General features: G+C 60.1%; 20 protein-coding genes and 1 tRNA gene. 10 read left to right on the top strand and 11 right to left on the bottom strand.

Going from position 1 to position 20,660, the window contains the following annotated elements:
• Positions 1–11 precede the first annotated feature (11 nt).
• The 6 genes from FHX15_RS20700 to FHX15_RS20675 all read right to left on the bottom strand — a co-directional run bounded on the left by FHX15_RS20700 (position 12) and on the right by FHX15_RS20675 (position 4,150).
• On the bottom strand, positions 12–179 hold the full coding sequence (locus tag FHX15_RS20700; RefSeq protein WP_184400224.1) for a Flp family type IVb pilin: 168 nt from the start codon (positions 177–179) through the stop codon (positions 12–14).
• Between the two features lie 67 nt (positions 180–246).
• Positions 247–585 (bottom strand): hypothetical protein, encoded by a 339-nt coding sequence (locus tag FHX15_RS20695; protein WP_184400223.1) that lies wholly within the window; start codon positions 583–585, stop codon positions 247–249.
• Positions 586–709: 124 nt separating this feature from the next.
• The gene (gene mutT / locus FHX15_RS20690; protein ID WP_184400222.1) at positions 710–1,123 is read right to left on the bottom strand and encodes an 8-oxo-dGTP diphosphatase MutT; all 414 of its coding nucleotides are present in this window, start codon (positions 1,121–1,123) and stop codon (positions 710–712) included.
• Positions 1,120–1,926, bottom strand: a complete 807-nt coding sequence (locus FHX15_RS20685; protein WP_184400221.1) for a GNAT family N-acetyltransferase — start codon at positions 1,924–1,926, stop codon at positions 1,120–1,122. The genes mutT and FHX15_RS20685 overlap by 4 nt, the downstream gene beginning before the upstream one ends.
• Complete coding sequence (argJ, locus tag FHX15_RS20680) at positions 1,907–3,148, bottom strand: bifunctional glutamate N-acetyltransferase/amino-acid acetyltransferase ArgJ (RefSeq protein WP_184400220.1); 1,242 nt, start codon at positions 3,146–3,148, stop codon at positions 1,907–1,909. The genes FHX15_RS20685 and argJ overlap by 20 nt, the downstream gene beginning before the upstream one ends.
• 117 nt (positions 3,149–3,265) lie before the next feature.
• On the bottom strand, positions 3,266–4,150 hold the full coding sequence (locus FHX15_RS20675; protein ID WP_184400219.1) for a peptidylprolyl isomerase: 885 nt from the start codon (positions 4,148–4,150) through the stop codon (positions 3,266–3,268).
• A gap of 247 nt (positions 4,151–4,397) precedes the next feature.
• Between FHX15_RS20675 and secA the strand changes: the two genes are divergently transcribed.
• From secA to FHX15_RS20660, 3 genes are all read left to right on the top strand, one after another.
• The gene (gene secA, locus FHX15_RS20670; protein WP_184400218.1) at positions 4,398–7,115 is read left to right on the top strand and encodes a preprotein translocase subunit SecA; all 2,718 of its coding nucleotides are present in this window, start codon (positions 4,398–4,400) and stop codon (positions 7,113–7,115) included.
• Between the two features lie 159 nt (positions 7,116–7,274).
• On the top strand, positions 7,275–8,690 hold the full coding sequence (locus FHX15_RS20665) for an oligosaccharide flippase family protein (RefSeq protein ID WP_184400217.1): 1,416 nt from the start codon (positions 7,275–7,277) through the stop codon (positions 8,688–8,690).
• On the top strand, positions 8,691–9,968 hold the full coding sequence (locus FHX15_RS20660; protein ID WP_184400216.1) for a GNAT family N-acetyltransferase: 1,278 nt from the start codon (positions 8,691–8,693) through the stop codon (positions 9,966–9,968).
• Here FHX15_RS20660 and FHX15_RS20655 read toward each other — a convergent pair.
• Positions 9,965–11,596, bottom strand: a complete 1,632-nt coding sequence (locus FHX15_RS20655) for an AMP-binding protein (protein ID WP_184400215.1) — start codon at positions 11,594–11,596, stop codon at positions 9,965–9,967. The genes FHX15_RS20660 and FHX15_RS20655 overlap by 4 nt on opposite strands.
• A 221-nt stretch (positions 11,597–11,817) precedes the next feature.
• On the opposite strand from FHX15_RS20655, the gene FHX15_RS20650 reads away from it, so the two are divergent.
• Together FHX15_RS20650 and FHX15_RS20645 are read left to right on the top strand one after the other, a co-directional pair.
• Entirely contained in the window at positions 11,818–12,798 is a 981-nt protein-coding gene (locus tag FHX15_RS20650) for an aldo/keto reductase (protein WP_184400214.1), read from the top strand.
• Positions 12,799–13,043: 245 nt separating this feature from the next.
• On the top strand, positions 13,044–13,838 hold the full coding sequence (locus tag FHX15_RS20645; protein ID WP_184400213.1) for a class I SAM-dependent methyltransferase: 795 nt from the start codon (positions 13,044–13,046) through the stop codon (positions 13,836–13,838).
• On the opposite strand, the gene FHX15_RS20640 is transcribed toward FHX15_RS20645, so the two are convergent.
• Positions 13,835–14,407 carry a TetR/AcrR family transcriptional regulator gene (locus tag FHX15_RS20640; protein WP_184400212.1) on the bottom strand — a complete coding sequence of 191 codons (573 nt, stop codon included), beginning with the start codon at positions 14,405–14,407 and terminating at the stop codon, positions 13,835–13,837. The genes FHX15_RS20645 and FHX15_RS20640 overlap by 4 nt on opposite strands.
• Before the next feature lie 124 nt (positions 14,408–14,531).
• On the opposite strand from FHX15_RS20640, the gene FHX15_RS20635 reads away from it, so the two are divergent.
• Both FHX15_RS20635 and FHX15_RS20630 read left to right on the top strand, forming a co-directional pair.
• Complete coding sequence (locus tag FHX15_RS20635; RefSeq protein ID WP_184400211.1) at positions 14,532–15,827, top strand: MFS transporter; 1,296 nt, start codon at positions 14,532–14,534, stop codon at positions 15,825–15,827.
• 85 nt (positions 15,828–15,912) lie between these two features.
• A tRNA-Leu gene (locus FHX15_RS20630) sits at positions 15,913–15,997 on the top strand.
• Between the two features lie 106 nt (positions 15,998–16,103).
• Here FHX15_RS20630 and FHX15_RS20625 read toward each other — a convergent pair.
• Positions 16,104–16,409: a hypothetical protein gene (locus tag FHX15_RS20625; protein ID WP_184400210.1), complete on the bottom strand. Its 306-nt coding sequence runs from the start codon at positions 16,407–16,409 to the stop codon at positions 16,104–16,106.
• Between the two features lie 157 nt (positions 16,410–16,566).
• Here FHX15_RS20625 and FHX15_RS20620 point away from each other — a divergent pair, with 157 nt between their 5' ends.
• Positions 16,567–18,309 (top strand): cation:proton antiporter, encoded by a 1,743-nt coding sequence (locus FHX15_RS20620; protein ID WP_184400209.1) that lies wholly within the window; start codon positions 16,567–16,569, stop codon positions 18,307–18,309.
• Between the two features lie 115 nt (positions 18,310–18,424).
• Here FHX15_RS20620 and FHX15_RS20615 read toward each other — a convergent pair whose 3' ends face one another.
• Positions 18,425–18,727 (bottom strand): hypothetical protein, encoded by a 303-nt coding sequence (locus tag FHX15_RS20615; RefSeq protein WP_184400208.1) that lies wholly within the window; start codon positions 18,725–18,727, stop codon positions 18,425–18,427.
• A 200-nt stretch (positions 18,728–18,927) separates the two neighbouring features.
• On the opposite strand from FHX15_RS20615, the gene FHX15_RS20610 reads away from it, so the two are divergent.
• Both FHX15_RS20610 and FHX15_RS20605 read left to right on the top strand, forming a co-directional pair.
• Positions 18,928–19,518, top strand: a complete 591-nt coding sequence (locus FHX15_RS20610) for a YqaA family protein (RefSeq protein WP_184400207.1) — start codon at positions 18,928–18,930, stop codon at positions 19,516–19,518.
• 22 nt (positions 19,519–19,540) lie between these two features.
• Positions 19,541–20,056 carry a disulfide bond formation protein B gene (locus tag FHX15_RS20605; protein WP_184400206.1) on the top strand — a complete coding sequence of 172 codons (516 nt, stop codon included), beginning with the start codon at positions 19,541–19,543 and terminating at the stop codon, positions 20,054–20,056.
• 9 nt (positions 20,057–20,065) lie between these two features.
• Here FHX15_RS20605 and FHX15_RS20600 read toward each other — a convergent pair whose 3' ends face one another.
• A complete protein-coding gene (locus FHX15_RS20600) occupies positions 20,066–20,623 on the bottom strand; it encodes an HNH endonuclease (protein WP_184400205.1) in 558 nt (185 codons plus the stop codon).
• Positions 20,624–20,660: the final 37 nt, after the last annotated feature.

Below are 20,660 nucleotides of genomic sequence, written 5' to 3'. Positions count from 1 at the left end.
TGACACACAGTTCATCTGATCGTCAGGTTGTTTTCGATGGTGCCGAATACGCCTTGCATGCCGTTGGTGAATGTACCCAAGCCTCCGATGAGCGCTGCCGCCATCAGCGCCGCGATCAATCCATATTCGACTGCTGTCGCACCGCTTTGGTTTGCCAGAAACTTCTTCAGAAAATTCATCGACCTGACCCTAACGCGCCCAAGACGGCAATGAAGTTGACGGCCTCCGGCCGGAAGCTTGATGTCCTCAGCAGCCGGCGCCGACGCCATAACCCTGGATGACGCAGACCGAACCAGGGGTATCCTGGAGGACGCTGCGGCGGATCGTATAACGCTTGCCGTTCTCGGTCTTCGGGCCATTTTCGGACTTCGGGATGGAGCCGGTGGTGATCGTATCGAAATCAGCCGGCGCACTGGCGAGCACGCTTTTCTTCGAGGAATCTGCCAGCATCGGCGTCAGGATGAGGGTGAGCGCCACTACGGCCGTGCCGAACAGAAGGGCGATATTGAGCGCCCCCGTCCTGCGTGAGGCAGACGAAGAAGCCTGTTCCTTCTCCCGCACAGCTTTCCAGAAATCGTCGTCCATGACGTCAAGCCCTTAAATACGCACGCCAGTTGCTTGAGTGAGGCTGATCATTGCCAGAAGGTGCTAAATGATCGATTAATATCCACAGGCGAAACCGACGTTTCGCGCCAACAATTAGTAAAAACTAAAGTAAATCCTGGAGTACCGGGATGAGCGGCTCGTCGGCCGGGGGCATCGGGTAGTCGCGCAGCGCCTGCGGGCGCACCCATTTGATCGCCTGCCCCTCGCGACCGTGTGGAATGCCTTCATAACGACGGCAGATGTAAAGCGGCATCAGCAGGTGGAATGTATCGTAGCTGTGGCTGGCGAAGGTCAATGGCGCAAGGCACGGCACCTTGGTCGAAATGCCAAGCTCTTCATCCAGCTCACGCACCAGAGTTTCTTCTGGCGTCTCGCCGAACTCCACCTTCCCGCCGGGGAATTCCCAAAGGCCGGCAAGCGATTTGCCTTCGGGCCGCTGTGCCAGAAGGATACGCCCGTCCGCATCGATCAGCGCGCAGGCTGCGACCAGGAGAAGCTTCCTTCCGGCTTCGCTCATTCGCAACGCTCCTGCCAATAGCAATAGTGATAGACATCGCGAAAACCGAGACGCTCATAGAGAGCAATCGCCGCTGCGTTGGAAAGCTTCACCTGCAGCCAGGCGGTGCGGGCGCTGCGCATTCTCGCCCAGCGTAGCGCCGAGGTCAGGATTTCGATGCCGAGCCCCTTGCGGCGATGGCTGCCTGCGACCGAGAGCGACATGATGCCGGCGAGGTCGTTGTCCTGCACGCACAGTACGGTTGCCAGCGACCCACGGGTCGCATCCTCGATCATGAAAAGCCCCGACGGAGGCTTGATCGCCGAAATGATTTCGGCAAGCGCAGGCTTCAACGATACGGGCGCTTCATCGACGGCAAGATTGGCATCGACGAACCGCCCGACATCGTGGGTCGGAAGATGATCGAGCGTATCGGGCAGCTCGGCCTGCGACAGGTCGCAGACCATGACGGCCGTCTCATCGAAACGCTTCCATCCCTGCTCTTTGATCAGATCGACCAGAAGGGGCGAAGCAAGCGGCGTCTCACGCACCACAGCCGGACGTCCGTAAGCCTCGAACTTGCGGCTTGCCTTCTCCAGCCGGATCTCGACATCGCGATGATCGGAAGGATCGAGCGGAACGATGGAATTCAGGCGATTCGAGGGATGGCCCGCCGTCAGGCGGATCTGCCAGCTTCCGTCATATTGCACGGACGCAGCCGGCCAGGCGCGAAAACCCACGGCTTCCAGCCGCCGGACCAACGGCAGGTTCTGCTTTGGACGGGGTGCCTGCGTCAACGAACGATCAGCTCCGGTAGTCGCCATTGATCGCAACATATTCCTTGGTGAGGTCGCAGGTCCAGACGGTAGCCTTGCCGGAACCGAGGCCCAGATCGACCTTCACAGGAATATCCTGCTTCTTCATCACCGCGGAGGCCGCTTCCTCGGAATAGGCGGGGTCACGCTCGCCGTTGACGGCAACGCGCACGTCACCGAACCAGATGGCGAGCCGGTCGCGATCGGCCATTTCACCGGCCTTGCCGACGGCCATGACGATACGGCCCCAATTGGCATCCTCTCCGGCCGCGGCGGTCTTGACCAGCGGCGAATTGGCGATGGAAAGCGCGATCGTCTTGGCCGCGGCATCGCTCTCGGCACCGGTCACGGTGATTTCGAGCATCTTTGTGGCGCCCTCACCGTCACGAGCGACCTGGATCGCCAGGTCCTTAAAAAGGTCGTTCAATGCCGAACGGAATGCGTCGAGCCGCTGATCGTCCGCACTCGTAATGCGTACCTGTCCATCGGCTGCGGCGGCACCCGTCGCAAAGAGCATCAGCGTATCCGACGTCGAGGTATCGCTGTCGACCGTCATGGAGTTGAAGCTCGGCTCAACACCGGCAGACAGCAGCGACTGCAGGGCGGAGGAGGCGATATCGGCATCCGTGACGACAAAAGAAAGCATGGTCGCCATGTCGGGCGCGATCATCCCGGCGCCCTTGGCGATGCCGTTGATCGTCACCTTCACGCCGCCGATTTCGGCAGATCGAGTCGCAACCTTCGGATAGGTATCGGTGGTCATGATGGCCTTGGCGGCCTCGAGCCAGAAATCGCCGGTCGCATCGGCATACATCTTGTCGAGCACGCCGGCAAACTTGGTGGCATCGAGCGGTTCGCCGATAACGCCGGTCGACGCCAGAAAGATCTCGTTTTCACTGCAGCCGACGGCAGCGGCAGCGGACTTCGCGGTGAGTTCGGTCGCAGCGCGGCCTTTCATGCCGGTGAAGGCATTGGCATTACCGGAATTGACGACGACGGCGCGTGCCGTGCCACGCGGCAGGTTGGCCCGGCAGAAATCGACTGGAGCGGAAGGGCACTTCGACTTGGTGAAGACGCCCGCGACGGCCGCAGGCGCGTCAAAGACCATCATCAGCACGTCCGTGCGGTTCTTGTATTTAATGCCCGCGGAAGCGGTCGCCATGCGCACACCGCGAACGGGTGGCAGAAAGGCAAAGGTTTTCGGGGCAAGCGGAGAAACCGTAGCGGACATGGAATGTGACCTGCCAATGAGCGTTTCCAGACGGATGAAATCCGGTTCGCCGCCCGGAAATGCGACAATAAACGAGATAGTGAAGGGCCCGGAAGAACCGGGCCCAGATGCTGATGATTACTGCTGCGGCGTCGGAGCCGGCGCGGGTTCGGCACCCGGCTGAGGCTGCTTGTTCGCGTCTTCGTAACCCTTGCGGAGCGTTTCGTCCATGATCTCGACCTTGGAGGAAGCCTTCGCATCGTTCAGAAGCGCAAGATACTTGTCGCGCATGACGAGCTGACGAACCTGGTCCTGGACCTGTTCGAACGGCGGCGGCGGCGCGTCGCGCTTATCCTCGACCTTAATGATATGGTAGCCGAAGTCGGTCTTCACTGGGGCCTTGGAATAGGTCCCCTTGTCGAGGGCGAAGGCTGCATCTTCAAATTCCTTGACCATGCGGCCGCGGGTGAAATAGCCGAGGTCGCCACCATCATCCTTGTTCGGATCGGTGGACTTTTCCTTGGCGAGCTCAGCAAAGTCCTTGCCGGCGTCGAGCTGCTTGATAATGTCCTTCGCCTCGTCCTCGGTCTTGACGAGGATGTGGCGGGCATGAACCTCTTCCTGCTTCGGCAGAGCGGCGACTTCCTTGTCGTAGCGTGCCTTGACGTCGGCATCGGTCACGGTGTCGACGACATGCTTCTTGAAGTAGGCGTTGTGAAGCTCGCGGTCGGTCAGGTACTGCATGCGCTTCTTGAAGTCGTCTGTCTGGTCGAGCTTCTCGGCTGCAGCGTCGGAAGCCAGAAGTTTTACGTCAATGGCGGCCGAAAGTGCGGCAACCTTCTTCTGGTCGTCGGGAAGCTGCGCGAGCTGCGGATCGAGATTAGCCACAGCCAGATCGAGTTCCGACTGGTGGATTTCCAGCGTACCGACCTTGGCAACGACCGCATCATCGGCAAAGGCCGGTGCCTGGAAGGCGACGAGGGCCGTAAACGCCAGCGCAGCAAGTTTGTTGGTGCTCAACATCAAATAATCCTTCACAATTATACCCGCCGGCTTCAGCTTTCATGAATCCAGCCCGAAAACAGCCTTCAACACCGGAATGTGGCCTTTCTATATCAGCCAAATCCGTTGACATCATTTGCCCCCCCTCTTATCTGTCACGCAACCTCGCGTCCAGAACAGTTTCCGGGCGTTTTCAACGCGCGCCTGTTTTTCGGCTGGGTAGCGAACAAGAAACGTCGGGGATGAATATTCAGAAAGGACCAGTCATATGGTCAGCTTTGGCGGTATTGCCCGCAAGTTATTTGGCTCAGCCAACGATCGCCGCGTGCGATCCTTTCAGCCGAACGTCGCCGCAATCAACTCTATTGAAGAGAAGACCAAGGCGCTGACGGATGAGCAGCTTGCCGCAAAGACAGTGGAGTTCCGTGCTCTCCTCGCAGAAGGCAAGACGCTGGACGATATCCTGATCCCGGCCTTCGCGGTCGTTCGCGAAGCCTCCCGCCGCGTTCTCGGCATGCGACCTTTTGACGTCCAGCTTGTCGGCGGCATGATCCTGCATTCGAACGCCATCGCCGAAATGAAGACGGGCGAAGGTAAGACGCTGGTCGCGACCCTGCCGGTCTATCTGAACGCGCTTGCCGGCAAGGGCGTGCATGTGGTTACCGTCAACGACTACCTCGCACAGCGTGACGCAGCGACAATGGGCCGTCTTTATGGCTTCCTCGGCCTGACCACCGGCGTCATCGTCCACGGCCTTTCCGATGAGGAGCGCCGCGACGCCTACAATTGCGACATCACCTACGCGACCAACAATGAGCTCGGCTTCGATTATCTGCGCGATAATATGAAGTACGAGAAGAACCAGATGGTCCAGCGCGGCCACAATTTCGCAATCGTCGACGAAGTAGACTCCATCCTCGTCGACGAAGCCCGCACGCCGCTGATCATCTCCGGCCCGCTCGATGACCGCTCCGACCTCTACAATACCATCGATACTTTCATTCCGCTGCTGGCACCGGAAGATTACGAGATCGACGAAAAGCAGCGTTCGGCAAACTTCTCCGAAGTCGGCACCGAGAAGCTGGAAAACCTGCTGAAACAGGCCGGCCTTCTGAAGGGTGCCTCGCTCTACGACATCGAAAACGTCGCGATCGTTCACCACATCAACAATGCGCTGAAGGCCCACAAACTCTTCCAGCGCGACAAGGACTATATCGTCCGTAATGGCGAAATCGTCATCATCGACGAATTCACCGGCCGCATGATGCCGGGCCGCCGTTATTCGGAAGGTCAGCACCAGGCGCTGGAAGCCAAGGAAAAGGTGCAGATCCAGCCGGAAAATCAGACACTGGCCTCGATCACCTTCCAGAACTATTTCCGCATGTACGACAAGCTCGCCGGCATGACCGGTACGGCGCAGACGGAAGCGGAGGAATTCGGCAACATCTATAATCTCGACGTCATCGAGGTTCCGACCAACCTGCCGATCAAGCGTATCGACGAAGATGACGAAGTCTATCGGACGGTCGAAGAGAAATACAAAGCGATCATCACCGAGATCCTGGACGCCCATAAGCGCGGCCAGCCAGTGCTCGTCGGCACGACCTCGATCGAAAAGTCGGAATTCCTCGCCGAGCTCATGCGCAAGCAGGGCTTCTCGAACTTCCAGGTTCTGAACGCCCGCTATCACGAGCAGGAAGCCTATATCGTTGCCCAGGCCGGTGTGCCGGGTGCCGTGACGATCGCCACCAATATGGCCGGTCGCGGTACTGACATCCAGCTCGGCGGCAACCTCGAAATGCGTGTGGAACGTGAGCTCGGCGAAGTTGAGGCAGGCCCGGACCGCGACGCAAAGATCGAAGCGATCCGCGAGGAGATCAAGCAGCTTAAGGAAAAGGCGCTCGCCGCCGGCGGTCTTTACGTCATCGCCACAGAGCGTCACGAAAGCCGCCGCATCGACAACCAGCTGCGCGGCCGTTCCGGCCGTCAGGGCGACCCCGGCCGGTCCAAGTTCTATCTGTCGCTTCAGGATGACTTGATGCGCATCTTCGGCTCGGACCGCATGGACACCATGCTGCAAAAGCTCGGCCTGAAGGAGGGCGAAGCAATCGTCCATCCGTGGATCAACAAGGCTCTGGAGCGCGCCCAGAAGAAGGTCGAAGCCCGCAACTTCGATATCCGCAAGAATCTCCTAAAGTACGACGACGTTCTGAACGACCAGCGCAAGGTCATCTTCGAACAGCGCGTCGAGATGATGGAAGCGCCGAACATTTCCGAGACTGTCTCCGACATGCGTCGCGAAGCCATCGACGATCTGGTCACCACCCATATCCCGGAGCGCGCCTATGCCGAACAATGGGATGCCGTGGGCCTCAAGACACAGGTTGCCAATATCCTGAATCTCGATCTGCCGATCGAGGACTGGGTAAAGGAAGAGGGCATCGGCGAGGACGATATCCGCGAGCGCCTGACGGAAGCCGCCAACGCCGCCTTTAACGAGAAGGTAGAGCGCTTCGGCCCCGATATCATGCACTACGTCGAGCGCCAGGTCGTCATGCAGACGCTTGATCATCTGTGGCGCGAACATATCGTCAACCTCGACCACCTGCGCTCCGTCATCGGTTTCCGCGGCTATGCCCAGCGCGATCCGCTGCAGGAATACAAGTCGGAAGCCTTCGAGCTTTTCCAGGCGCTGCTCAACAACCTGCGCCAGGCCGTCACTGCACAGCTGATGCGCGTCGAGCTCGTACAGCAGGCTCCGCCGCAGCCGGAACCTCCGATCATGCAGGCGCATCATCTGGACCCGACGACCGGAGAGGATGAATTTACGAACACGACCTATCAAGCGCTTGAGGTCACGGTCCCGCCGGAAAACCGCAACCCCGACGATCCCGCGACCTGGGGCAAGGTCGGCCGCAACGAGGCCTGCCCCTGCGGTTCGGGCAAGAAATACAAGCACTGCCACGGTGCTTTCGAACAAGTTTAAAAATGGCGCCTTCGGGCGCCATTTTTCTTTGGGTAGTTTCCGCCCAGTTATGGACCAGCGCCACAGGCATACTTCCTCATTGGGCATACCGTTTCTTAACCCTGGTCTGGCAAGACTTGCCGGTGCGAATGCCCTGCCCTTGAGTTTTGCGTGTTCAGAATGGCGGTCATAGAAACAGCGGAAAAGATGCTGCCCGCGGGGCTGCGGCCAATCGCCGGTCGGGCGCTCCGCATGGCTGCCGCGGTGCTGACTGAGCGGGGCGACAAGGCCGCCGCCCAGCGTATGGCGCTGATCGCCTTTTCGATCCGCATCCTGAGCGCCGCCCTCGCCTTCCTGTCGCAGATCGTGCTCGCCCGGCTGATGGGCGAATATGAATATGGCATCTTCGTTTTCGTCTGGGTGCTGGTCGTTCTCTGCGGCGATCTTTCGTGCATCGGTTTCCACACCGCAATCGTCCGCTTCTTGCCGCAGTACCGCGCCGCCGGCGCCTTTGCCGAAATCCGCGGCCTGACAGGCACTGCCCGCGTCTTCGCGATGCTCTCGGGTACGACCGTTCTCATTGCAGGCATGCTCGGCCTGCATTTCTTCGGCGACAGGATCGAAAGCTACTACCTCGCGCCGATCTTCCTGGGTCTGATCGCCATGCCGATGATCGCGCTCGGCGATATTCTCGAAGGCACATCGCGGGCCAACCACTGGCCGGTCATGGCGCTGAGCCCCGTCTATATCGTCAGGCCGATCCTCATCATCCTCTTCATGCTGATCGCCGTCGTCTTCGGTTCGCCGCACACAGCAGTCACCGCAATGCAGGCAGCGCTTGCGGCAACCTTCGTTACCGCGCTGGGTCAGTACATCGCCACGCTCTACCGGATGCGCCAGCATTATGACGTCGGGCCGCGCAAGGTAGACTTCTTGGAGTGGCTGGGCGTTGCCTTTCCGATCTTCCTGATCGAAGGCGTGAGCTTCCTGCTCACCAATTCCGACGTCATTGTCGTCGGCATTTTCTTAGAACCGCATGACGTAGCGATCTATTTCGCAGCCGCCAAGACCATGGCGCTGGTGCATTTCATCAACTTCTCGGTAAAGGCCGCCGCTGGTCCGCGCTTCTCCTCCATCATCGCCGAAGGCAATCGTGCCGATCTTGCGATTGCAGCCGTCGATGCCGCCCGCTGGACGTTTTGGCCTGCGCTCGCGGTCGGTATTGCTGTCTTGGCCGCGGGGCATCTGCTGCTGTCGCTTTTCGGTGGTGCTTTCACGGCCGGCTATGTGCTGATGGCGATCCTGCTGGCCGGCATCCTCGCCAAGGCGCTGGTCGGCCCAGCCGAAACACTGTTGATGATGGCGGGCAGGCAGAAACTTTGCGTTGCCCTTTATGCTGGAGCACTCGCCGCCAATGTCTGCCTCAATATCCTGCTGATCCCACACTACGGTATCGTCGGCACGGCGATCGCCACGGCCTCCGCCATGGCCGTGGAAGCGATGCTGCTCTATGTCTTCGTTCGCCGAGCGCTTGGCTTTTCGCTTTTCGCCTTCGCACCCCCTTCCGCCGCAACGCCAGAAATGAGAGCCCGATAGATGGTACGCGTACCACCCGTCACCGAGAGCACCGACAGCAACGCGAACCGCATGGTTCACGATCTTGCCGCGCTCAAGTTCGAAGCGCCGCAAGCTGAAGCACGCATCGAAATCGGCCGGCCGGGCCGCGAACTCTGCCTTTACCCCGGTAAACTTGGCTACGATCTGCAGGAGGAACTGGACTTCCTCTCCAACCGTGCGATGGAGCCAAATGTCTTCTTCAGCGGCCGTTTCCTGGCCCCGGCCATGCCGCGGCTGGAGGATCGACAGGTCAATTTCGCCATCATCCGCGACCATAACGAACATCGCAGCCGAATGCGTCTGCTGATGCCGTTCTCTGTCGATAAGCCTGGCTTTGCCGTCGGTCCGTCGATCATCCGCGGCTGGGCAAACAGCTTCGGTCCGCTTGGCACCCCGCTCGTCGATGCCGAAGACGCGGCCGAAACGCTGGACAATCTCTTCGAAGGCCTGGTCACGCCGGACCTCGGCCTGCCAGGCACACTGGTGCTGCCGGACGTGCGGCTGAACGGCATGTTCGTGCGGATGGCAAAGGCTGTGGCCCTCAGCCGCAACCTGCCGTTAACCGTCGCCAATCCTTATGAGCGGCCGATGCTGCAGAGCGACGACGACGCCATGGCCTATCTCGGCCGCACCATATCATCCTCCCATCTGCGCGAGATGCGCCGCCAGTGGCGGCTGCTCGAAGAGCTCGGCACGGTCGTTCATACCGTCGCCCGCCAGCCGCGTGAGATCCATCTGCGCTTCGAGGAATTCCTCGCGCTCGAGGCCGGCGGCTGGAAGGGCAAGCGTCGGAGCGCGCTAGTGACTGACCGCTATCACACCGCCTTCGCCCGTGAGGCCGTCTCCAATCTGGCGGAGGTCGACGCGGTGCGCATCCACACGATCGATCTCAAAGGCAAAGCGATTGCCTCGGTTGTCGTGCTGATGATGGGCGGCGAGGCCTATACCTGGAAGACCGCCTATGACGAAAACTATTCCCGCTATTCGCCGGGCAAGCTGCTAATGAGCGAACTGACGGAATGGCACCTCGACGACGCCAATGTCGTACGCTCGGATTCCTGCGCTGTCTCCGATCATCCGATCATGAGCCGCTTCTGGCAGGAGCGCGAACAGATGGGCACGCTGGTGATCGGCCTCACCCAGAACGGCGACCGCGACATGCGCCAGGTCGCGGCCCAACTTCACATGTATCGCAGCACCCGCAATATGGCGAAGATGTTGCGCGAGAAAATCATGTCACTTGCAGGCCGAGGCTAACCTTCTGCCGCAGCCTTTTCCCGCAACAGCCGGCGAATGACCTTGCCCGTGGTTGTCAGCGGCAGAGCATCGACGAATTCGACCTCGCGCGGATACTCGTGCATCGAAAGCCGGGTTTTCACCCAGTCCCGGATTGCCGCAGCCAGTTCCGCACTTGGGCTGTAGCCCGGCGAAAGCACGATATAGGCCTTGACGATCTCCGTACGCAGCGCATCGGGCTTGCCGACAGCAGCGGCAAGCTGCACGGCCGGATGGCCGATGAGACAGTCCTCGATCTCAGCCGGCCCGATACGGTAGCCAGATGAGGTGATGACGTCGTCGTCACGGCCTGCAAAGGTGACATAGCCCTCGGCGTCCTGCCGGCCGATATCGCCGGTCAGCAGCCAACCCTTGGCATATTTTCTCTTTGTCGCGTCGGGATCTTTCCAGTAACCGAGAAACGTTACCGGATCAGGGCTGGCGATCGCGATCTGCCCCTGTTCTCCGACCGGTAGCTCGTCGCCTTCATCGCTGACGATTGCTACCCTGTGGCCGGGCGAAGCCCGCCCGATTGCACCGGCCTTCGTCACCCCGAAGGCAGCGCTCGAAGACAGCACGAAATTGCACTCCGTCTGCCCGTAAAATTCATTGACGGTAATGCCGAGCGTACGGCGCACCCACTCGTAGGTTTCGCGCCCCAGGGATTCACCCGCCGAACCGATGGTGCGCAGCACGAGATCGTATTTCGAACGCGGCTCCTCGACGGATTTCAGGAGCCGGAGGGCCGTCGGCGGAATGAAGGCATTGCGCACCTTCATCTCGGCCATGATGCGATAGGCCATGTCCGCATCGAATTTCTGAGCCGGCGAAGAAACGACGGGGACGCCGAGAAGCAGGCTCGGCAGCAGCGCATTGAGCAAGCCGCCGGCCCAGGCCCAGTCTGACGGTGTCCAGACCTTGTCTCCCGCCTGCGGAAAACCTTCGTGAACGAACTGCATGCCGGGAATGTGGCCGGCGAGTACCCGATGACCGTGCAGCGCGCCCTTCGGCGGCCCCGTCGTGCCTGACGTGAAGATCATCAGCGCCGGTTCATCCGGGCCTGATTGCGCGATATCGAAGACGGATGGATGGGAGGAGACCAGATCGGCAAAGCCGAGCGTATCAGCCGAAGCTCCCTCGATATTGATGACATGTTTGACGTCAGGCAGCCGGTCGCGGATTTGATTGAGGCGTACAAGACCGAAGCCGTTGGTTATGACAGCTGTCGCACCCGCAGTCTTCAGCCGGTATTCCAGCGCTTCGACCCCAAAGAGCAGCGCCAGCGGCAGGGCAATCGCGCCCATCTTGTAGATCGCCACATGCGAAATGACCGTTTCGAAACATTGCGGCAAGAGCAGCGCCACACGATTCCCCCTGATGATGCCGAGCGCTGAAAGTGCGTTGGCGAGGGATGAGGAGCGGGCGGCCATTTCGCCATAAGTCAAAGACAGGTGGTCGCCGTCGGGACTGAAATGTTCGAGGCAGACGCGACCGGGATCGCGTGCGGCCCAATCGTCGCTGGCGGCACGGCCGATATTGAAATCCGCAGGAATCTGCCAGGAAAAATTGCGGTAGAGAGTGTCGTATTGATCACCAGGTGGCAGTTTCATGGGCAAGATCCGGTAAAATGCTGCACCAGCTAACACCTCCATATGCGGACACGCAAGCGGTGTAATCCGCAAGGATAAGGCGAGATCCCATACTAGGATCACCCCTTATTGCGCCATCTGCAGAACAAATTCCCTTGAGCTTGCTGAGACTTCGGCGATTTCTGCGCTACATCATGCGCATGCGCCTGGGGAGTCGCTGAAATTCATCACGGAGCACTTTCATGGAATATGTAAAATTCGGGAAGACCGGTCTCGAAGTTTCGAAGATCTGCCTGGGCTGCATGACCTATGGCGAGCCCAACCGCGGAAACCACGCCTGGAGCCTGCCGGAAGAAGAAAGCCGCGCATTGCTGAAGCAGGCAATCGATCTCGGCATCAATTTCCTCGACACGGCCAACACCTATTCCAACGGCTCTTCCGAGGAGATCGTCGGTCGTGCTATCAAGGATTTCTCCAAGCGCGAGGACATCGTGCTCGCCACCAAGGTGTTCAACCGCATGCGCCCCGGTCCGAACGGCGCCGGCCTGTCGCGCAAAGCGATCTTCGACGAGATCGACAATAGCCTGCGCCGCCTCGGCACCGACTATGTCGACCTCTACCAGATCCACCGCTGGGACTACACGACACCGATCGAGGAAACGCTGGAAGCGCTTCATGATGTCGTGAAGGCCGGCAAGGCGCGCTATATCGGCGCCTCCTCGATGTATTCCTGGCAGTTCGCCAAGGCGCTCTATACCTCCCGCCTCAACGGGTGGACGGAATTCGTTAGCATGCAGAACCACCTGAACCTGCTCTACCGCGAAGAAGAGCGGGAAATGCTGCCCTTCTGCGAAGACCAGAAGATCGCCGTCATTCCCTGGAGCCCGCTTGCCCGCGGTCGTCTGACCCGTGACTGGGATGAAAAGACCAATCGCAGCGAGACCGACGAATTCGGCAAGACGCTCTACAAACAGGCCGAAGATGCCGACCGCAAGATCGTCGAGAAGGTCGCCGAGATCGCCAAGGCCCACGGCGTTTCCCGCGCCCAGATCGCCACCGCCTGGATCCTGCAGAAGAGCGTCGTCACTGCCCCGATCATCGGTGCATCGAAGCCCAACCACCTGACGGATGCCGTCGGCGCACTGTCGGTAAAGCTGAGCACCGAGGATATCGCCGCACTCGAAGCGCCCTATATTCCGCACAACGTCGCCGGCTTCAAATAAGCCGCCATGGCAGTCTCCCCCCGATAACGCAGAGGGAGACCACTCCATTTCCGATATCAGCATTTTCGGCATCGCCGCACATAGAATATCGATGCCCTGCTCGGTCGCGACCTATTGAAGCAGATCACACTGCTGTGCGCTGGGCGAACGAAAATGTGACCTCTTTCGAAACGGCGCGTGCCACACCATCACGAGTCGGTCACACTTGAGCCGTAGCGGTTTGCTTCACACAGAGGGCCGTCCGCATGACCATCGTTCCTTTCGAAGCTCGCCGCTTCCGCACCACCGCCGACTATTACAGCCGCTTCCGTGTCCCCTATCCGGACAGGCTGATAGAACGCGTCGCCGAACGGACCGGCCTGAAGCCGGGCGAGCGTGTGCTGGATCTCGGCTGCGGACCGGCACCTCTCGGCGTGGCCTTTGCCCGGCTCGCGGGTGCTGATGTGATCGGGGTCGATCCTGAACCCGAAATGCTGGATGTCGCCCGCGGCAATGCCGCCGAAGCAAGCGTGAGCATACGGCTCGTCCAGGGCTCCTCCTACGATCTCAGCCCGGACTTAGCACCGCTGAAGCTTGCCGTCATGGGCCGCTCCTTCCACTGGATGGACCGCCCGGCAACGCTTGCGGCCCTCGACAAGCTTATCGCTACGGGCGGCGCCGTCGTTCTCTTCTCCGACAGGCATATATCGGCGACACCGGATTGGCGTGACGTCCTGCACCAGCTCTCGGAAGCCTATTCGCCGGAAAGAAGCGCCGAGCGTCAGCAGCGCCGAGGGGTAGAGTTCGGGCCGCATGAGACGATCCTGCTGCGTTCATCCTTCCGCAAGCTCGAACGCATCGGCATCGTCAACGAGCGTCTCATCGGCACGGACGATATTGTCGGCCGTGCCTTTTCCATGTCCGTCACTTCTCTCCAAGCGCTCGGCGACAAGGCACAGGAATTCGAGGCTGCCTTCCGCAGCGAGCTAGCCGCCCTGTCGCCGAACGGAAAATTCACCGAAATCGTCGAAGGCAATGCATTGATAGCCTTCCGCGATTAAAGCTCCGAGTTGAGCTTGCGGCGCATCGTGACCAGGAATTGTTCGGCGAGCGCCCGATCCTCGACCGCCCGGGCAAGGATGACAGCTCCCATCATCGACGAAAGCGTCGTTGTCGCATTGGCGCGGCGCTCTTCCAGCGTCTCGCCCGGCACGATATCCTGCAAAACATCCACCAGCGTCGACAGTCCCTCACTGAAGGTCGCCCGGACCGCGCCTTCGCTGCGGCTGACTTCCTGGGTCAGCGAGGCGAATACGCAACTTCCGCCGGGATCATCGACCGTGCGCCAGTGGATGTAGTGATCGAGTAGCGCCTGCAACGGTCGCTCCGGCTGGCTGGCAATCTGTTCTCGCCAGCGTTCCTCCACGCGCTCGATCAGCTTGCGGCTGACCTCCAACGCAAGATCGTCCTTCGATTCGAAGTGGCCGTAAAACCCGCCATGGGTCAGGCCAGCGGCTTTCATGATGTCGGCGACGCCAACGCCGTCAAAGCCATTCTCGCGGAAGAGCACGCTGGCTGCCGTCAGAATCTTTTCGCGGTTTTCTGCAAATTTCTGGCGGCTGACTCGCATTTTTTGTCTCCGGAAATGGTCGCTTGACAATTTATATGATGTCCATCATCAATACGCAACAAATATGATGATCATCATGTAAGCACTCTTGTACGGTCCCCCACGTCATAAACGGAATTTGTCCATGGTCTCTGCAGTCCTCGCGTCATCCCTCGCCCGGCGGAACATCCACTATGGATGGGTCGTCGTCGCCGCCACCTTCCTGACCATGCTGGTAACCGCCGGCGCCATGGGTGCGCCGGGTGTCCTCATCAAACCGCTACAGGACGAATTTGGCTGGGAAACCTCGCAGATCTCCTCTGCCCTTGCCATCCGCCTGATCCTTTTCGGTCTGATGGGCCCGTTCGCGGCAGCCTTCATGAACTATTTCGGCGTTCGCAAAGTCATCGTCTTTGCGCTCGCCCTCATCGGCGCAGGTTTCGTCGGTTCGCTGTTCATGACCAAGCTGTGGCATCTGCTGGCTCTGTGGGGCATCGTTGTCGGCTTCGGCACCGGACTGACGGCCATGGTCCTGGCCGCCACGGTTTCCACGCGCTGGTTCGTCAAGCATCGCGGTCTCGTTGTCGGCATGCTCTCGGCAAGCTCGGCGACCGGCCAGCTCGTCTTCCTGCCGCTGATGGCGGAGCTGACCGAACGCTACGGCTGGCGCGCGACCGTCTTTTTCGTCTGCGCCATGATCATGGTCGCCGCCCTTCTAGTGCTGCTCTTCATGCGTGACCGACCCTCGGACGTAAACCTGCCCTCAGTCGGAGAAACCCAAGTTGTGCCGGCTCCGGCCCGCGGCACGCTCGGCGCCGCACTTGCGACGCCGATCACAATCCTAAAGGAAATCTCGAGAACCTCGACCTTCTGGATCCTGTTTGCCACCTTCTTCATCTGCGGGCTCAGCACCAATGGCCTGATCCAGACGCATTTCGTCACCCTCTGCGGCGATTTCGGCATCATGCCGGTCGCAGCCGCCAGCGTGCTTGCAGTTATGGGCATCTTCGATTTCTTCGGCACAATCGGTTCCGGCTGGCTCTCCGACCGCTTCGACAATCGCTGGCTGCTCTTCTGGTATTACGGCCTGCGCGGCCTCTCGCTGCTGTTCCTGCCCTTCAGCGATTTCTCTTTCTATGGTCTGTCGATCTTCGCCGTATTCTACGGCCTCGACTGGATCGCCACCGTGCCGCCGACTGTTAAGATCGCTGCCGACCGCTTCGGCCGCGAAAAAGCAGGTCTCGTTTTCGGTTGGGTCTTTGCTGGCCATCAGCTTGGCGCCGCGACGGCCGCCTATGGCGCCGGCCTGTCGCGCACGGCGCTGGAAAGCTACCTGCCCGCCTTCTTCATTGCCGGCGCCTTCTGCCTGCTGGCGTCGATCCTGGCGATCACGCTGAAGAAATCCGGCCTCACCGGACCAAGCGCAACGGTCGCCCACTAAACCTCGATTTCCAAACTCCAAAACTTCGCCCGCCGTCTTGCACGCGCGGGCGAACGCATGTTAGACAGCCGCCTCGTATTTCGCTGCCCCATTGGCGGAATTGGTAGACGCGCTCGACTCAAAATCGAGTTTCGAAAGAAGTGCTGGTTCGACCCCGGCATGGGGCACCAAATATCTCTGAAATGACTTTATGCTTCGCCCGCGCCCCGAAGGGCGAGGGCATAGACCTTGGTGATCGATGTTCAGCGAGTCGAGTGCCGAGCCTCACGTCAGGCTTTAGTCACAGCGGCGCACCGTTTTTGTGACAGTGCCTTCGTCGGTCTCACGGGTGATGCTACGTGTGTAGCAGCGGTCACGGTCCCGATCGCGCCAGCGATCCCGTTCGCGCACCGCGCCGAACGTAATGCCGCGATCGCTAATGGTAACACCAGGGCGAGCCCGATCACGGTCATAATGGTCATAACGGTCATAACCGTCGTACGCACGCTCGCGGGTGACCGTCACACTGTCTGCCATCGCAGGCGCTGCAGCCGAGCCCAGGGCAAGGGCAGCGATTGCGCAATTGATGATGATCTTTCGCATCTCTCTTCTCCTTGTTTTCCTGTAGAGGCAACGATGCGGGAGCCTCGTGGTTCCGGAAAAAAGCCGACAATTTAGGCCCACTCCATTCAAATCAACTCTTTAACTTTGCTGGCGCTTCATCCTAAAGTGCCGGCCTCCGGGCATTTTGAGAGGGCTGATGCATCAGGAAACGGGATTGATTGCGACGGTAGCCATAAGCTTCGTCTTTGCGGCGGTTCTTGGCTATTGCGCCGACAGGCTGCGGCTGCCGCCACTGGTCGGCTATCTCTTCGCCGGCATTTTCATGGGACCGTTCACACCAGGCTTTGTGGCCGACACGGAGCTTGCCAGTCAGCTCGCCGAAATGGGTGTGATCCTGCTGATGTTCGGCGTCGGCCTGCACTTTTCCGCATCCGATCTTCTGGCCGTGCGTGGCATCGCCGTGCCGGGCGCGATCGGTCAGATCCTGCTTGCCACCCTGCTCGGCGTCGGCCTCGGCAAACTCTGGGGCTGGAGCCTCGGCGCAGGCATCGTCTTCGGCCTCAGCCTTTCCGTCGCCAGCACCGTCGTCCTTCTGAAAGCGCTGGAAGAACGCAATCTTATCAACACTGCCGGCGGACGCGTTGCCGTCGGTTGGCTGATCGTCGAGGATCTGGCAATGGTGCTGGCGCTCGTACTGCTGCCCGCGCTGGCCGAGCTGCTGGGCGGACACGCAAGTGATACCTGGCACGGCGTAGACCTGCCGCTTTGGATCACGATCGCGCTCACCTTGCTGAAGGTCGCGGGCTTCGCAGCCATGGCGATCTTCCTCGGCCCGCGCATTGTGCCCTGGCTTCTGACGCTGATCGCCCGCACCGGCTCGCGTGAACTCTTCACCCTCGCCGTCCTTGCCATCGCTCTCGGCATCGCCTTCGGCTCGGCGGCGATCTTCGGTGTTTCCTTCGCGCTCGGTGCCTTCTTCGCTGGTGTGGTCATGAGTGAGTCCCATCTCAGCCATCGCGCCGCCGCTGATTCACTACCGCTGCAAAATGCCTTTTCGGTATTGTTCTTTGTCTCGGTCGGCATGCTCTTCGACCCTTCTATCATCCTGCGTCAGCCTCTGGCCGTCATCGGAGCATTGGCGCTGATCATCATCGGCAAGGCGGTGATCTCCTTCGCGATCGTAACCCTGCTGCGCTATCCGATCGGCATGGGCCTGACGGCCGCCGGCGGCCTTGCCCAGATCGGCGAATTCTCCTTCATCCTCGCCGGTCTCGGCGTTTCGCTCGGGCTCTTGCCACAAGAAGGACAGGATCTGATCCTCGCAGCCGCAATCCTCTCCATCACTCTCAACCCGCTCGTCATCTTCGTTGCGGAGAAGCTCAATCGCCAGATCAAGGTGAAGTGGCCGCGCATCTACGAAGGCTACGGTCGGAAGAACCAGGATATCCTGGCGCGGGAACTGGAAAAGATCCGGGCGCTCGGCGAGGAGCGCGCACGCCAGCATCATCTGCGGATCCAACAGCTGGTCGATACCTTTCCGCTTTTCTCCGAAGTTGGCGAAGATGCGCTCGAGGAACTTCTGCTGCTGTTCAACCCGAAACTCGCCTCGCCCGGCGAACGCGTCATCCGCCGCGGCGACCGCGGCGACAGCATGTATTTCATCTCCTCCGGCGCTGTCGAAGTACGGCTGGCAAGCGGCGCGGTACGGCTTGAACCCGGTGCATTTTTCGGCGAAATGGCGCTGCTCAGCGGCGGACGCCGGACGGCCGACATCATCGCCGTCGATTTCTGCCAGTTCGAAGTGCTGGAGCGACGCGATTTCAACATGTTCATGTCGCGCCATCCGAATCTCCGCGCGGTCGTCAGTGAGATGGCCCAGAAACGCACCGAGATGAACGTATTGCGCCAGCAGTGGGAAAAATCGATGGACCTGTCTTAAAAGCGCCACGGCTATGGCCGCGACTCCTCAGGCCGGTTCTATTAAGGGTAAGATTACTCACTAGCCGCGCAGCCGTGGCGCCGCTGCCGATTGGATAATCGGCAGCAAGACTCGATCACGCGGTCGTGATGTTCTCCAGCTTCGGCCAATAAAGGTCCGAATAGAAATCGACCGGAATGGGGTCGAGCCGGCAGATCGCCTCGACAGCAAATTCGATCTGCATGGCGAGATATTTGATGGCTGATGGCATCGGCACGCCGACGGCAAATTCCCTGACCCGCAAGCGGTGATACCCGCTGGCGCCAAGGCGTCGCTCGGCCTCGCGGCGAACATCCTCATGGTCCGGCGAGCGATGATCCTCTCTACCATCCGTTTTTGCGGCAGTGCTGAGCCCGCCCTGTATCACCCTCACCTTCATTGCACGCCATCACCTATGTCAACCGCTCGATAACTTGCCGCAGATTCGCGGCTTTGCCATCCCGCTAAATTTTAGGAGGACATACCCGCATCAGATCACGAAAATTTTCAGTGCGAGCGCCTAGAAGCCGCAGAGCGAGCATTTACAGCGTCATGATCGGCCCCTAATGCTTTGTGCGTCGCAACAAGGAAAGGAACCGGATGCTCCGCAGACTTTACGACTGGACCATGTCTCTGGCCTCGACAAAATGGGCCGAAGTCTGGCTTGCCGTCATCGCCTTCGTCGAAAGCTCCGTCTTTCTAGTTCCGGCTGACGTCCTCTTCCTGCCAATGGCGCTTGCCAAACCCGAACGCTCGTATCGCTACGCGATCATCGCTACCGTCGCATCGGTCCTCGGTGGCATTGCCGGCTGGGCGCTTGGCTATTACGCTTACGAGACCGTGGCTCGCCCGATTCTGGAATTCTACGGAAAGCTCGATCAGTTCGAGCAGATGAAGTCCTACGTCACCTTTGAGACGATCCTGCTGCTGCTTGTCACCTCAGGTCTGGCGCATCTGCCTCCGATCAAGGTCGTCACGATCCTGTCCGGCGTCATCCACGTCAGCCTGCCGCTCTTTATCGTTTCGGCGATCATCGCCCGCGGCGCCCGATTCCTCTTCCTCGCCTGGCTCTTGCGCCGTTACGGCGAGCCGATCCGCCACTTCATCGAGAAGCGCCTTGGCCAGATCGTCGGCATCGGCGCGGCGGTCGTGATCGTGCTATATCTAGCCTACCGATATTTTGCCCACTGAGCCAACTTCGCGGAGTTCCGCCATGAATGCCACCACCACGACGCTTGCCCGCTCGGGCTTCACTCTCTCGCTTCTGCTCGCCATCGGCATGGCGGTGGTGGTCGGAACGGCTCTCGGATTCCAGTATATTGGCGGCTATATTCCGTGCGCGCTCTGCCTGCTGCAGCGCCAGCCCTATTATTACGGCATTCCGATCGCGATCGTCGGCGCGGCTACGGCTCTCATCGGGCTGCCGAGCTGGATGACGCGCGCCATCATTCTCGCAGTCGGCATCCTCATGCTCGTCGGCGCCGGCATGGGTGTCTATCACGCAGGCGTGGAATGGCATTTCTGGCCCGGCCCTGCCACCTGCTCGACCACCGCAAGCAGCATGACCACCAATGCCGGCGATCTCCTCGGCGAGTTGAACACGATCAAGGGCCCGTCCTGCACGGATGCAGCACTGCGCGTTCTCGGCCTGTCCTTTGCGGGCTGGAATGTGATCGCGAGCCTGATCCTCGCAACCTTCGCTTTCTGGAGCGTGAAGAAGACTGCGTAAGCACTCCGATCAGGGCTGCAGCTCGGTATCCCAGTAGAGGTAGTCGAGCCAGCTGTCGTGCAGATAATTCGGCGGGAAGAGCCGGCCGTTATTGTGCAGGTCCTGCACGGTCGGCTGATACGGCTTCTGCGCCGGGAACATGCCTGCCTGCCGCGGAAGCTTGCTGCCCTTGCGCAGATTGCAGGGGGAACAGGCTGCCACGACATTCTCCCACGTCGTCTCGCCGCCATGCGCACGCGGGATGACATGATCGAAGGTCAGATCGTCATGCGCGCCGCAATACTGGCACTCGAACCTGTCACGCAGGAAGACATTGAAGCGGGTAAAGGCGGGATTGCGGGAAGGCTGAACGTAAGTCTTTAGGCACACGACACTCGGCAGCCGCATCGAGAAGCTCGGTGAGGAAACCTCGTGCTCATATTCCGCGATGATATTCACACGGTCGAGAAATACCGCCTTGATCGCGTCCTGCCAGGACCAGAGCGACAAGGGATAGTAACTCAACGGCCGATAGTCGGCGTTCAGAACGAGCGCCGGCAGGGCCTGTGGGGAGACTGCAATCGTCAAGGAGCCCTCCTGGATCGATTCGGCATCTGCACCTGTA

The organism is Rhizobium sp. BK650, assembly GCF_014195325.1.
Taxonomy (GTDB): Bacteria; Pseudomonadota; Alphaproteobacteria; order Rhizobiales; family Rhizobiaceae; genus Rhizobium.
The sequence above is the reverse complement of the archived record's forward strand: the minus strand, read 5'-3'. Positions and strand labels throughout refer to the sequence as shown.

What these genes read in the sequence shown, in the direction of transcription:
- FHX15_RS20700 (WP_184400224.1), bottom strand. Translation starts at nt 179, where the DNA reads ATGAATTTTCTGAAGAAGTTTCTGGCAAACCAAAGCGGTGCGACAGCA.
- FHX15_RS20695 (WP_184400223.1), bottom strand. Translation starts at nt 585, where the DNA reads ATGGACGACGATTTCTGGAAAGCTGTGCGGGAGAAGGAACAGGCTTCT.
- mutT (WP_184400222.1), bottom strand. Translation starts at nt 1,123, where the DNA reads ATGAGCGAAGCCGGAAGGAAGCTTCTCCTGGTCGCAGCCTGCGCGCTG.
- FHX15_RS20685 (WP_184400221.1), bottom strand. Translation starts at nt 1,926, where the DNA reads ATGGCGACTACCGGAGCTGATCGTTCGTTGACGCAGGCACCCCGTCCA.
- argJ (WP_184400220.1), bottom strand. Translation starts at nt 3,148, where the DNA reads ATGTCCGCTACGGTTTCTCCGCTTGCCCCGAAAACCTTTGCCTTTCTG.
- FHX15_RS20675 (WP_184400219.1), bottom strand. Translation starts at nt 4,150, where the DNA reads ATGTTGAGCACCAACAAACTTGCTGCGCTGGCGTTTACGGCCCTCGTC.
- secA (WP_184400218.1), top strand. Translation starts at nt 4,398, where the DNA reads ATGGTCAGCTTTGGCGGTATTGCCCGCAAGTTATTTGGCTCAGCCAAC.
- FHX15_RS20665 (WP_184400217.1), top strand. Translation starts at nt 7,275, where the DNA reads ATGGCGGTCATAGAAACAGCGGAAAAGATGCTGCCCGCGGGGCTGCGG.
- FHX15_RS20660 (WP_184400216.1), top strand. Translation starts at nt 8,691, where the DNA reads ATGGTACGCGTACCACCCGTCACCGAGAGCACCGACAGCAACGCGAAC.
- FHX15_RS20655 (WP_184400215.1), bottom strand. Translation starts at nt 11,596, where the DNA reads ATGAAACTGCCACCTGGTGATCAATACGACACTCTCTACCGCAATTTT.
- FHX15_RS20650 (WP_184400214.1), top strand. Translation starts at nt 11,818, where the DNA reads ATGGAATATGTAAAATTCGGGAAGACCGGTCTCGAAGTTTCGAAGATC.
- FHX15_RS20645 (WP_184400213.1), top strand. Translation starts at nt 13,044, where the DNA reads ATGACCATCGTTCCTTTCGAAGCTCGCCGCTTCCGCACCACCGCCGAC.
- FHX15_RS20640 (WP_184400212.1), bottom strand. Translation starts at nt 14,407, where the DNA reads ATGCGAGTCAGCCGCCAGAAATTTGCAGAAAACCGCGAAAAGATTCTG.
- FHX15_RS20635 (WP_184400211.1), top strand. Translation starts at nt 14,532, where the DNA reads ATGGTCTCTGCAGTCCTCGCGTCATCCCTCGCCCGGCGGAACATCCAC.
- FHX15_RS20625 (WP_184400210.1), bottom strand. Translation starts at nt 16,409, where the DNA reads ATGCGAAAGATCATCATCAATTGCGCAATCGCTGCCCTTGCCCTGGGC.
- FHX15_RS20620 (WP_184400209.1), top strand. Translation starts at nt 16,567, where the DNA reads ATGCATCAGGAAACGGGATTGATTGCGACGGTAGCCATAAGCTTCGTC.
- FHX15_RS20615 (WP_184400208.1), bottom strand. Translation starts at nt 18,727, where the DNA reads ATGAAGGTGAGGGTGATACAGGGCGGGCTCAGCACTGCCGCAAAAACG.
- FHX15_RS20610 (WP_184400207.1), top strand. Translation starts at nt 18,928, where the DNA reads ATGCTCCGCAGACTTTACGACTGGACCATGTCTCTGGCCTCGACAAAA.
- FHX15_RS20605 (WP_184400206.1), top strand. Translation starts at nt 19,541, where the DNA reads ATGAATGCCACCACCACGACGCTTGCCCGCTCGGGCTTCACTCTCTCG.